This window comes from Anaerofustis stercorihominis (genome assembly GCF_005844425.1).
GTDB lineage: Bacteria > Bacillota > Clostridia > Eubacteriales > Anaerofustaceae > Anaerofustis > Anaerofustis butyriciformans.
Map to the genome: position 1 here is coordinate 131,464 of NZ_SPHL01000001.1, position 11,869 is coordinate 143,332.

An 11,869-nucleotide genomic window follows, 5' to 3' on the forward strand; every position below is an offset into this window, starting at 1 on the left:
CTTACAGTGTAAATTAACTTAGAGGATAAAATCATGTTAGTAAATGGAAATGAAATAGAAATTTTAGCACCTGCGGGTAATTTTGAAAATTTAAAAACAGCGGTATTAAGCGGTGCGGATAGTGTATATTTGGGACTTGGTAATTTTAATGCAAGAAGAAATGCGAAGAATTTTTCAACATTTGAAGAGGTAAAAGAAGCGGTTGATTTTTGCCATTTAAGAGGTAAAAAAGCTCATGTAACTTTAAATACTCTTGTTTATGATAATGAAATAGAAAAGTTAATCGAAGAAGTTGAAATGATTAATAAAGCCGGCTTTGATGCTATTATAGTTCAAGACCTTGGAGTAATAAACATATTAAAGCAAATATCTCATGTTCCTCTTCATGCTTCAACTCAGCTTAGCGTTCATAATGTAAGTGATGCGAAAAAGCTAAAGGAAATGGGTTTTGACAGGGTTGTGTTATCAAGAGAATTATCTCTTGTGGAAATTCAAAGAATACTTGATGAAGTAGATATTGAAGTTGAAATATTTATGCACGGAGCGTTATGCATGAGCGTTTCTGGACAGTGTTATTTTTCTTCTGCTCTTGGAGAAAGAAGTGGAAACAGAGGTTTATGCGCAGGGGTATGCAGGCTTCCTTTTTATGTGAATGATAAAAACAGATATAACTTATCTTTGAAAGATGCTTGTTACATAGATTATATTGATACTTTTGCAAAAATGGGTATTGCATCTTTAAAAATAGAAGGAAGAATGAAAAGCAACGAATATGTGAAAAGCGTTGTTTGTGCCGTTAAAGATGAAGTTGAAAAAGGATATTATAATAAAAGACAACTTGAAAGTGTATTTTCAAGGAGCGGTTTTACAGATGGATATATAACAGGAAAAAGAAATGATATGTTTGGTATAAGAAGCGAAGAAGATAAATCTTATACTAAACAAATAAGTGAAGAAATTAAAAATATGGATATTGAAGAAGAAAAAGTTAAAGTTAATGTGACTTATGACTTTTCTTTAGGTGAAAAAGCATATGTTAAAGTAACCGATGAAGAAGGGGTATCGGTAGAACAGTTTGGTCCTATAATAGAGCAGGCGAAAAATAAACCTACTTTAAAAGAAAATATAGAAAAGAATTTAAGTAAGTTTGGTGAAAGTATATATTACGTAGATAAAATGGATGGAAATACTGATGATAATATTTTTATTCCGGTATCAGCTATTAATGAAATGAGAAGAAATGCCATAAAAGAAATGGACAGTATAAGACTAAACAGGTTTAAAACTTATGATATAGATACGTTAACGAAGATTAATAAGAAAGATATTGTAAGAGAACATAAAAATATTGCTGTATTAAGTAATATAAATTTATTAACAAATAAAGTTTTAAATTACTTTGATATTATATTTGTTCCATTATTTCAAGTTAAAAATATATCTAAAGATGTAATAGAAAAGTATAGTGAAAAGCTTGGGGTAGAAATACCAAGAATTTATTTTGACAGGGAAGATAATATAGAGTCAATGCTTGATACTGTAGAAGAGATTGGAATAAACAAAGCCTTATCTCATACCATAGGTAAAATATACTTAGCCGATGAAAAAGGATTTGATGTATATAGTGGGTTTGGCAGTAATATAACAAATTCATACAGCATAGATATACTTGAGAAAAATATTAACAATTTAAAAAATATTACTTTATCTTTTGAAAATACCGTAAATAATATAAATAAAATAAAAACAAATACTCCTTTATCTGTAATAGTTTATGGATATTTACCTCTAATGACTGTAAGAAACTGTCCCGTTAATGAAGAAGTAGGATGTAAGAATTGCAATAAAAATAAAAGCCTTACGGATAGAATGGGTAAAAAATTTAAAGTTAAATGTAACGGACAAACCAGTGAAATTTTCAACACATATCCCGTATGTATATTTGACAAATTAGATAAACTAAAGGATAATATTGATAGAGTATTCTTATTTACAAACGAGAATAGTAAAGAAGTTGATATTGTAATTGATAAATATTTGAAAAAAGAAAGATTAGCAGAAAGTACTAAAGGTTGTTATTTTAGGAAGTTATTATAGGAGGTAACTATGGAAAAAGTTGATTTTCATATTCATACTAACGCATCTGACGGGAGTTGGGATAGCGAAGAAGCTGTAATAAATATAAAAAAAGCAGGAGTTAAATACTGTGCTATATCGGATCATGACAGTATCTCAAACGTTAAATTAGCAGAATATCTTGCAAAACAAGAAGGAATAAATTTAATCAGGGCAACTGAAATATGCTCAAAGTCTTATGATAAAGAAGTTCATATTTTAGGTTATGATATTGATATAGATGATATAGATCTTACTTATACAATGACAAGAACAAAAAGAGTAAGACAAAACAGAGATACAAGAATAATAAATTGGTGCGCAAAGAGATATGATAATGTAAGTTTGGAAGAATACAATATATATAAAATGCAGGAAATGGCAGGTCTTCCAATTATGAATTATCTTGCAGAGAAAAACGTATGTAAGGGAATAGAACCTTTTAATGCAATTAAAGCTCAAGTTCCCGTTCCAAAAGAAGAAGATTTGCTATCTTCAGAAGAAATTATAGCAGCAATTAAAAAGGCGGGAGGTGTAGCAGTTCTTGCTCATCCATCATATTATTTCCCGGGAAATGTAATGCCAAAGGATATGCTTGAAAATTATCTTTCAATGGGAATTGACGGTATCGAGTGTTACAGCACTTATAATCCTTTAAAGGAACAAAATGAATATTATTTTGATTTTTGTAAAAAACATGATTTAATAGTAAGTGGAGGCTCCGATTGTCACGGAAGTGTTTATACAACAAGATTTGTAGGAACTCCTACGGTAGATTTATCACAAACAAACTTACTTTCAAGAACAAGAAACTATGCAAAATTGCAGCCTAACCCATGTTTTTAGTTGGTTTTTAGCTATTAGTCTTTATTTTTAAAGTAAATTTTAGTATAATACTAAAGTTAAAGTAAAAAGAATTTAAAGGATGAAAATAGAATGGAAAAAATTATTATAAAAGGCGGAAACAGATTATCTGGAGAAGTTACAATTACAGGTGCAAAAAATGCGGCTCTTGGAATTCTTCCGGCAACAGTTCTTGCCAGCGATAAATTTATTATTGAGAATTTACCTGATATTCAAGATATCAGAAACTATATAAGTATTATGAAAAAACTTGGTGCAAAAATCAGAAAGACATCAAAAGGTTTAAGTGTAGACACAACAAATATTGCAGATTGCACAAGTGATGAAATTGCAGAAGAAAGCACAAAAATGAGAGCAAGTTACTATTTGCTTGGTGCATTACTAGGAAGAAACGGAAGCGTTGAACTTCCACCTCCTGGAGGATGTGATATCGGTGCTAGACCAATTGATCAACATATTAAAGGCTTTGAAGCGTTAGGGGCAAAAGTTGATGTTAAAGGTTCAATAAAAATAGAAGCTCCAAACGGACTTAAAGGTACAAACATTTATATGGATGTTGTAAGCGTAGGGGCAACAATTAATATAATGCTTGCAGCAGTAAAGGCAAATGGTCTAACGGTTATTGAAAATGCCGCAAAAGAACCTCATGTTGTTGACATTGCTAACTTCTTAAATTTAATGGGAGCAAACATAAAAGGTGCCGGTACTGATGTAATAAGAATAAATGGGGTAGAAGAACTTCATGGTTGTGAATACTCTGTTGTTCCTGATCAAATAACAGCAGGAACTTATATGATTGCTGCTGCTGCAACAAAGGGGGACGTTTTAATTAAAAATGTTATCCCACCTCATCTTGATTCAATAACAGCTAAATTAATAGAAATGGGTGCTGAAGTTACGGTTGATGAAGATGATAATATTAGAGTAGTAGGAAGAGAATACATTAAACCTTGTAATGTTAAAACTCTACCATATCCTGGATTCCCAACAGATTTACAACAACCTATGGGACTGTTTATGTGTTTGGCAAACGGAGTAAGTACTATTACTGAAAGCATATTTGAAAATCGTTTTAGATATGTAACAGAACTGCAAAAAATGGGCGCAAACATAAGGGTAAATGGTAATACAGCAGTATTCACAGGTCCTTGTGAACTTTACGGTGCAAAAATTCAAGCAACTGATTTAAGAGCCGGTGCTGCTATGATATTGGCAGGGCTTGTTGCTAAAGGTACTACTGAAGTTACTAATTTAAAATATATTGATAGAGGATATGAAAATATAGAAGAGAACTTTAGAAATTTAGGTGCCGATATAGAAAGAGTTGATTCATAAAATATTTAATCCCCTAAATATAAAGGGGATTTTATTTTATATAATAAATATATATAAATTACATAAAATGAAAGGGAGAATAAATTGAAGTTTACAAATCTCTTTTCTTCATCAAAGGGAAACAGTTTGCTTGTGGAAAGTGAAAATACAAAAATTTTAATAGATGCAGGACTTGCTGGTAAACATATAATAAATGAGCTTAAAAAGATTGATGTAGATATTCATGATATAGATGCAATACTTATTACTCATGAACATTCTGATCATGTAAAAGGTGCAGGTGTATTATCAAGAAAAGCCGATATACCTATTTATATTCAAAAGGATGCTTGCCCTTCGGTTTTAAAAAAGATAGGAAATGTTAAAGGAGATAATATATACAGAATAGAAGAAGAAAGACCACTATATATAAATGATTTATTAATTGATAGCTTTTCTATTCCTCATGATGCTGTTGCTCCTGTTGGATTTACTATTGATGATGGTAAAAATAAAATTGGCGTGGCAACAGACATGGGAATGATAATGGAAAGTGTAATAAATAAGCTTAAGGATTGTAAATTTGTTTTTTTAGAAGCAAACCATGATGAAACAATGCTAAAAAATGGGTCTTATCCAATTGAATTAAAACAAAGAATTTTATCGCCTTTCGGTCATCTTTCAAATACAGACAGCGGTAAAGTATTAAGTGAGCTTATAAAAGGAAAGACAGAAAGAATCAGGCTTGGACATTTAAGCGAAGAAAATAATCTTTCTTCTGTTGCTTTTGAAACGGTAAAAGACGTTGCAAAAAGCAATGATGCCATTGAGGGAAAAGATTTTGTTTTAGATGTTGCAAACAGAATAGGTATTAATGGGACTATTCATTGTTAGGAGGTCAATATGCAAAAAAAGGGGAAAAGCGGACTTACCATATTCTTTTTGGGATTAATTATAGGTGGGATTATATTCGGTTCATTAGCTTTTTTTATAACTAATATGAGGATGAATGCTTTAATTGATGAAAAACTGGGTATGGAAAGCGAAATAGTAACAGATGATTCTTCAGGAAGCGTTACACTTAAGGAGTCTACTACCGAAAAAGTTGCGCAAAGTGTTACTCCAGCTGTTGTAGGTGTTGAAACAGTTTCGGTAACAAAAGATATATTTGATAGAGAGTCTGAGGTTGGAGGAATTGGAACAGGTTTTATTGTAGATAAAAACGGTCTAATACTAACAAATCAGCACGTTGTAAGTGAAAATCCAAAACAAATAAACGTAACATTAAAAGACGGAAGAAATTTTGATGCGAAGGTAATATATTCATCTACTACTATTGATTTGGCAGTAATAAAAATTGATGCAAAGAATTTGCCTGTTGTAAAACTAGGGGACAGTGAAAAAATAAATATAGGTCAGACTGCAATTGCAATAGGAAATCCAATGGGACTAACTTTTGAAAGAACCGTAACACAGGGGATAATCAGTGCCCTTAATAGAAGTATTGCTGTAGATTCTTCAACAGTTGCTGAAGATTTAATTCAAACAGATGCTTCAATAAATGAAGGAAACAGTGGAGGTCCTTTATTAAATCTTGCAGGAGAAGTTGTTGGAATAAATACTTATAAAATTCAGTCCGGAGAAGGGCTTGGCTTTGCAATTCCGATAAATATTGCCAAACCAATTATAGAACACATAAAAAAAGAGGGAGAATTCGTTCCTACGGTTATGGGAATTGAAGGTGTAGATAAAGAAATCGCAAGATATTATTCAGAAGATATAGATTTGGAAAAAGGAATTTTAATTGTCGGTGTTGTAAATGGAATGGGTGCTGATAATGCCGGTATAAAAGAAAATGACATAATAACAAAGGTTAATAATGTTGAAATAAAAAATATGCTTCATTTTAGAGAACAGCTTTATTATCATAGCCCCGGAGATAAAGTTAAAGTTACTTACGAAAGAGACGGAAAAAGCAAGACAGTTGAAGTAGTATTAAGTAAAGGAAATAATTAAACAGCTTTAGGGCTGTTTTTTTATTGAAAAAGAATTTTATAAAAGCTCCTATTGGTGGTAAAATAAAAAAGAGGTGTTATCATGAAAGAGGTTATAAATAGAAAGCAGAAAAGTTATATAAAATGGATTGTTGCAATAATTGGTCTTGGGTTGTTTCTTTATTTATGTATTAAACTTAGTGTAAATGACCTTAATAATTTTGATTTTATGGTTTATAATTTTGTATCTTCTTTTACATCACCTGAAACTACAAAGATATTTAGGTTTATTACAAGGTTTGGTTCTATTGAAGTAATATTTCCTCTTTGTATTTTAATCTTTATGCTTATGAAAGATAAGAAAAAAATAATATTATCAATAGTAAATATACTGGGAGCTGTATGTTTAAACCAAGCTTTAAAGTTTATAATAGAAAGACCTCGTCCTGCCGTTGTAAGACTTGCAGAAGCAAGTGGGTTTAGTTTCCCAAGCGGGCATTCAATGTGTTCATTAGCATTTTACGGATTTCTACTTTATCTTCTTATAAGAAGCAACGGTGGATTTTGGTTTAAATTTTTTGGAAGTATTTTAATATGTTCTCTTATTATATTAATAGGAGTAAGCAGGATTTATCTTGGGGTGCATTATTCAAGCGACGTTATTGCAGGGTTTGCTCTTGCACTTTCTTATTTAATTGTGTTTACTGATATTACCGATAAAATTGTATATAAAATATAAAAGAACGCTTTGACGTTCTTTTATTTATAATTGATGTAATTATATTTATGGTATGATATAATATTTCCTTAAGGAGAACAATATGAATTTAAGATTAGATGATTTGCAAATAAAAGATTATTATATATATCAAGATACTGATACTTTTTGTTTCGGCATAGATGCCGTACTCCTTGCAAATTTTACATCAAAATATATAAATAAAAAGGATAGTTATATTGATTTATGTACGGGAAGCGGCGTTATACCGATTCTTGTATATGCAAAAAGAGGAAATAAAAATATTAAAGCAGTTGAGATTGATGAAGAAATGTGTATGGTAGTAAAAAAATCTCTTGACTATAATAATATTGACAATATTGAAATAATAAACCAAAATATCAATAACATTGATAAAAGTTTATATAATAAATTTGATAGTCTATCTGTAAATCCGCCTTATTATAAAGTGAATAGCGGAGAAGTAAGCATAAATGATAAAAAAAGTTATGCAAGGCATGAGATATTATGTAGTTTTGAAGATGTTGTAAGAATTTCTTCAAAATTGTTAAAAGACAAAGGGAAGTTTTTCTTGGTACATAGAACAAATAGATTTGAAGAAATTATGAAAATACTTGGAGAGTATAGATTTGCTGTTAAAGATGTTCAGTTTATTTATCCAAAGAAAGAGAAAAATTCAAATTTATTTTTGCTTAAAGCCGTAAAAGGAGGAAAAAGCGGATTAAATATTTTGCCTCCTCTTGTAATGTATAACGAACAAAACGAATATACAAAGGAATTTTTGGAGTATTACTATGAAGATAGAACAAATAAATAACGATTTAATACTAACTGATGTTGACCATTTTAATTTGAAAAAGACCTTTGAATGTGGGCAATGTTTTAGATGGAATGAATTGGAAAAAGATGAATTTATCGGCGTTGTAAATGGAAAAGTAATTCACATAAAAGAAGAAGACGGAAAGTTTACATTTTATGATACAACAAAAGAGTATTTTGATTCTTTCTTAAAAATATATTTTGATTTTGATCTTGATTATAATGAAATAGATAAAAAGATAAATACAGATGAACATATAGAAAAATGTATAGAATACGGAAATGGTATAAGAATTTTAAAACAGGATTTATTTGAAACAATTATTTCTTTTATAATTTCTGCAAATAATAATATCCCAAGAATAAAGGCTATAATAGAACTTATTTGTGAAAGATATGGAAAAGAAATAGAGTATAAGGGTAAAAAGTATTATTCCTTCCCAAGTTATATAGATTTAAAAGACGTAACAAAAGAAGAATTTCATGAACTTAAAATGGGATTTAGGGATAAATATTTAGTTGATGCCATACATAAAATAAACACAGGCGAAATTGACCTTGAAAAGATAAGTGAATTGGATACTGAATTAGCTAAAAAAGAACTTATGAAAATAAAAGGGGTTGGAGAGAAAGTATCGGATTGTATTTTGTTATTTGCCCTAAAAAGATTAGAACTTTGCCCTATGGATGTATGGGTTAAGAGAATATTTTTAAATAGATATGGGCTTACTGATTTAACTTTTGAAAATGGATTTAACCTTGCTAAGAGTAAATGGGGTGAATATGCCGGTATTGCACAACAGTATTTATTTTATTATGAAAGAGAAACTTCAAAGGAGAAATAATGAAAAAGAAATTATTAATATTTGATTTTGACGGAACTTTAGTTGATTCACTTCCTCTCTGGCAAAAAGTGGATGATATCTTTTTTAACGAAAGAAGAGGTATACAATATTCAATAGAAGATATTGACTTTAGACCTATGAGTATTGAAGAGGCTGCTCAGGCGACAAAAGAGGTATATAAGGTTGAAGAAAGTATTGAAGAAATTATTAAGGAATGGGTAGATATAGTAAATGAACTTTATTTAACCGAAGATATATTAAGAGATGGTGCAAAAGAGATTATAAAAGAAGCTAAAGAAAAAGGTTATAAGCTTGCAATTGGGACAAACAACACAATGGAGCTTATAAAAAGCTTCTTAGATAAAGAAGGTTTGCATGGTGTTTTTGACTTAGTTGTTACCGCTAACTGCGTAAAGAGAAGCAAACCTGACCCTGATATATTTTTGCACATTGCAAGAAAGCTTAATATAAATCCTGAAGAATGCATAGTTGTGGAAGATTCTCTTGCAGGAACAATGGCAGGAAAAGCTGCTAATATGTATACTTATACAATTGAAGAAGAAGAAAGTATAGAACATAAAGAAGAGATTTTAAAAATAACCGATAAATATATTTACTCATTAAGAGAAATTAAGCTATAGATCTTTTTATTTTGACAAAATATTTTATATATGATATAGTATTAATTCGTAAGGGAGTAATCGGCGTGAAGGCGTAATAAAGTCAACATATTGGAAAGAAATTCCTGGCTTTATTTTAAACGATGAGACTTATCTGTTTTTTAACGGATAGGTCTCTTTTTTTATCAATAGAATTTTGTAATGAGAGGAAAAAGATGAATTTAATTGAACTGTTTATAATCGGTGTAGGTCTTTCTATGGACGCATTTGCGGTATCTGTTTGTAAAGGTCTTTCTACAAGGAAATTAAGAAGTAATAATTATCTTACTGTTGGAGTATACTTTGGTGGATTTCAGGCTTTAATGCCCCTTATAGGTTATTATCTTGGTTATTATTTTAAAAATATAATAACGGATTTTGATCATTGGATTGCATTTATTCTTCTTGGTTTTATAGGTTTTAATATGATAATGGAGTCAAGAAAAGAAGAAAATCTTGATTCAAGGTTTGATTTTAAAACAATGATTCCACTCGCAGTTGCAACCAGTATTGATGCTCTTGCAATAGGGGTTACTTTTGCATTTTTAAACGTAAATATATTTTTAGCAATATCTATAATAGGTTGTACGACATTTATATTATCAATGATTGGCTTAAAAGTTGGTAATATTTTTGGTAAAAAATATAAACAAAGAGCCGAACTTGTTGGGGGTATTATTCTTGTTTTAATGGGGATTAAAATTTTGCTTGAACATCTTGGAATTTTATAGAAAGAATATAGGGGTTTAACCTTATATTCTTTTTTTGAGTGTTTAAGATACCCATTTCTCCTTTAAAACGGGTGATATACATAAACAGAAAAGTATGATATAATAATAAAAATTTATATATTTTATGATAAATAAAATATTATAAAGAGAGAATTAATAAATAATAAAACAAAAAAAATACTTTAACTAAAGTTAATGATTGTAATAAATTTGCTTTATATCTATTAATAAAAGGAGAAAGCCATGAAAAAGAAAATACTTAAATATTCATTTATGCTTATTTTATGCTTTACCTTTGTATTCCTTTTTATGCCGAAGGAAAGTTTTGCTGCAAATGGAGATTGGATTTATGATTCAGAAGCTAAAACGCTGACAAACAGCGAAGATGATCAATTGGTAATAGGCAATGTAACGGCAGAGGGAACAAATCTGGCTATTGGAGATAATCGAAATGCAGGATTTACTTCTATTGATTTAACGGGAGAAATAAAAGATTCTTCCAATTCGACTACTAATTATGCAATTACATCAATCGGACATTGGGCATTTTATCAATGTGCATCCTTAAATGAAATAAATATACCGAACAGCGTAATTTCAATCGGAGAATATGCATTTTCCGAATGTAATGCCTTAAAGGAAATAAATATACCGGATGGTGTAACCTCAATTGGACATTATGCATGTTACAACAGTACTTACTTAGAAAAAATAAGCATATCAGATAGTGTAACCTCAATAGGACATAATGCATTTGATTACTGTACCTCCTTAAAGGAAATAAACATACCTGACAGTGTAACTTCAATCGGAAGTTCTGCATTTGAAAGTTGTACGTCCTTAAAAACAATAACTTGGCCGGATAGTGTAACCTCGATTGCAAACTGGACATTTAATGGATGTATAGCACTGGAAGAAATAAATATTCCAGACAGTGTAACTTCAATAGGGATTTCTGCATTTTCCGGATGTGTATCCTTAAGCGGAATAACCATACCTGATAGTGTAACCTCAATCGGAAGTTCTGTATTTGCCTTCTGCACTTCCTTAAATGAAATAATCATTCCGGATAGTATAACCTCAATCAATACTACTGCATTTAGAGGCTGCACATTGCTTGATACAATTTATTTAATGAGTGAAACGCCTGTATCTCTTGGAGACAATGTTTTCCTTGATTGCAGCAGTCTTTCTAATATTTATGTTCCTTCTTCAAGTGTTGACTTATATAAAGCAGAATGGAGTAACTATGAAAATTTAATTAAAGCAGGAATATATAAATTAACCGTTGAAAACGGAAGCGGAAGCGGAAATTACATAGAAGGCGCAGATGTAAGCATAAGTGTAGATAATAATGATGAGAACGGACATTTTACTTCATGGCAGATAACAAGCGGGAACGGCATTAGTCTTACTGATGAAAAGGCAGTAAAAACTACATTTAAAATGCCGAACAGTGATGTAACTGTTACTGCCGTATTTGAAGCACATAATTATGTAGACGGAAAATGCAGTGTTTGCGGATATGAGAACCCTGATTATGTTCCGCCTAAAGAAGATGATAAAACAGATAACAGCAATATTAATAATGACAGCGTAAGCACTGATATTAAGGTAAACAGCAAAGCTGACAAAACTGTGTCTTCTTCTGTCGATACGTCAGATGAAAACAATGTTACGGCTTATATTATTTTACTTATGGTATCTATAATCATGGTAGGAAGTTTAAGTATATATAAAAATAAAAAAGACTGTTAAGATTTCTTAACGGTCTTTTTTTATTTGCTCA

11 protein-coding genes are annotated in these 11,869 nt (G+C 30.4%); all 11 read left to right on the plus strand.

Annotated elements, in window-relative coordinates; genetic code table 11:
* The first annotated feature begins 33 nt into the window (after positions 1–33).
* The 11 genes from FGQ49_RS00680 to FGQ49_RS00730 all read left to right on the plus strand — a co-directional run bounded on the left by FGQ49_RS00680 (position 34) and on the right by FGQ49_RS00730 (position 11,838).
* A complete protein-coding gene (locus tag FGQ49_RS00680) occupies positions 34–2,097 on the plus strand; it encodes a U32 family peptidase (protein WP_138267990.1) in 2,064 nt (687 codons plus the stop codon).
* A 9-nt stretch (positions 2,098–2,106) separates the two neighbouring features.
* Positions 2,107–2,961, plus strand: a complete 855-nt coding sequence (locus FGQ49_RS00685; RefSeq protein ID WP_138267991.1) for a PHP domain-containing protein — start codon at positions 2,107–2,109, stop codon at positions 2,959–2,961.
* 90 nt (positions 2,962–3,051) lie between these two features.
* Entirely contained in the window at positions 3,052–4,314 is a 1,263-nt protein-coding gene (locus tag FGQ49_RS00690) for a UDP-N-acetylglucosamine 1-carboxyvinyltransferase (protein ID WP_138267992.1), read from the plus strand.
* Between the two features lie 84 nt (positions 4,315–4,398).
* Positions 4,399–5,187: an MBL fold metallo-hydrolase gene (locus FGQ49_RS00695; protein WP_138267993.1), complete on the plus strand. Its 789-nt coding sequence runs from the start codon at positions 4,399–4,401 to the stop codon at positions 5,185–5,187.
* A gap of 9 nt (positions 5,188–5,196) precedes the next feature.
* The gene (locus FGQ49_RS00700) at positions 5,197–6,309 is read left to right on the plus strand and encodes a S1C family serine protease (RefSeq protein ID WP_171020544.1); all 1,113 of its coding nucleotides are present in this window, start codon (positions 5,197–5,199) and stop codon (positions 6,307–6,309) included.
* An 81-nt stretch (positions 6,310–6,390) separates the two neighbouring features.
* On the plus strand, positions 6,391–7,026 hold the full coding sequence (locus FGQ49_RS00705; protein WP_138267994.1) for a phosphatase PAP2 family protein: 636 nt from the start codon (positions 6,391–6,393) through the stop codon (positions 7,024–7,026).
* Between the two features lie 82 nt (positions 7,027–7,108).
* Complete coding sequence (locus FGQ49_RS00710; protein WP_138267995.1) at positions 7,109–7,843, plus strand: tRNA1(Val) (adenine(37)-N6)-methyltransferase; 735 nt, start codon at positions 7,109–7,111, stop codon at positions 7,841–7,843.
* Positions 7,821–8,690 (plus strand): DNA-3-methyladenine glycosylase family protein, encoded by an 870-nt coding sequence (locus tag FGQ49_RS00715; protein WP_138267996.1) that lies wholly within the window; start codon positions 7,821–7,823, stop codon positions 8,688–8,690. Before FGQ49_RS00710 ends, FGQ49_RS00715 begins: the two co-directional genes overlap by 23 nt.
* Complete coding sequence (locus tag FGQ49_RS00720) at positions 8,690–9,331, plus strand: HAD family hydrolase (protein ID WP_138267997.1); 642 nt, start codon at positions 8,690–8,692, stop codon at positions 9,329–9,331. Before FGQ49_RS00715 ends, FGQ49_RS00720 begins: the two co-directional genes overlap by 1 nt.
* 194 nt (positions 9,332–9,525) lie before the next feature.
* Positions 9,526–10,080 carry a manganese efflux pump MntP gene (locus FGQ49_RS00725; protein WP_138267998.1) on the plus strand — a complete coding sequence of 185 codons (555 nt, stop codon included), beginning with the start codon at positions 9,526–9,528 and terminating at the stop codon, positions 10,078–10,080.
* Between the two features lie 243 nt (positions 10,081–10,323).
* The gene (locus FGQ49_RS00730; RefSeq protein ID WP_138267999.1) at positions 10,324–11,838 is read left to right on the plus strand and encodes a leucine-rich repeat protein; all 1,515 of its coding nucleotides are present in this window, start codon (positions 10,324–10,326) and stop codon (positions 11,836–11,838) included.
* Positions 11,839–11,869 lie beyond the last annotated feature (31 nt).

Bases quoted from the DNA above. Each gene is read 5' to 3' on its own strand.
- FGQ49_RS00730 (WP_138267999.1), top strand. From the start codon at position 10,324: ATGAAAAAGAAAATACTTAAATATTCATTTATGCTTATTTTATGCTTT.
- FGQ49_RS00700 (WP_171020544.1), top strand. From the start codon at position 5,197: ATGCAAAAAAAGGGGAAAAGCGGACTTACCATATTCTTTTTGGGATTA.
- FGQ49_RS00680 (WP_138267990.1), top strand. From the start codon at position 34: ATGTTAGTAAATGGAAATGAAATAGAAATTTTAGCACCTGCGGGTAAT.
- FGQ49_RS00690 (WP_138267992.1), top strand. From the start codon at position 3,052: ATGGAAAAAATTATTATAAAAGGCGGAAACAGATTATCTGGAGAAGTT.
- FGQ49_RS00725 (WP_138267998.1), top strand. From the start codon at position 9,526: ATGAATTTAATTGAACTGTTTATAATCGGTGTAGGTCTTTCTATGGAC.
- FGQ49_RS00720 (WP_138267997.1), top strand. From the start codon at position 8,690: ATGAAAAAGAAATTATTAATATTTGATTTTGACGGAACTTTAGTTGAT.
- FGQ49_RS00685 (WP_138267991.1), top strand. From the start codon at position 2,107: ATGGAAAAAGTTGATTTTCATATTCATACTAACGCATCTGACGGGAGT.
- FGQ49_RS00715 (WP_138267996.1), top strand. From the start codon at position 7,821: ATGAAGATAGAACAAATAAATAACGATTTAATACTAACTGATGTTGAC.
- FGQ49_RS00705 (WP_138267994.1), top strand. From the start codon at position 6,391: ATGAAAGAGGTTATAAATAGAAAGCAGAAAAGTTATATAAAATGGATT.
- FGQ49_RS00710 (WP_138267995.1), top strand. From the start codon at position 7,109: ATGAATTTAAGATTAGATGATTTGCAAATAAAAGATTATTATATATAT.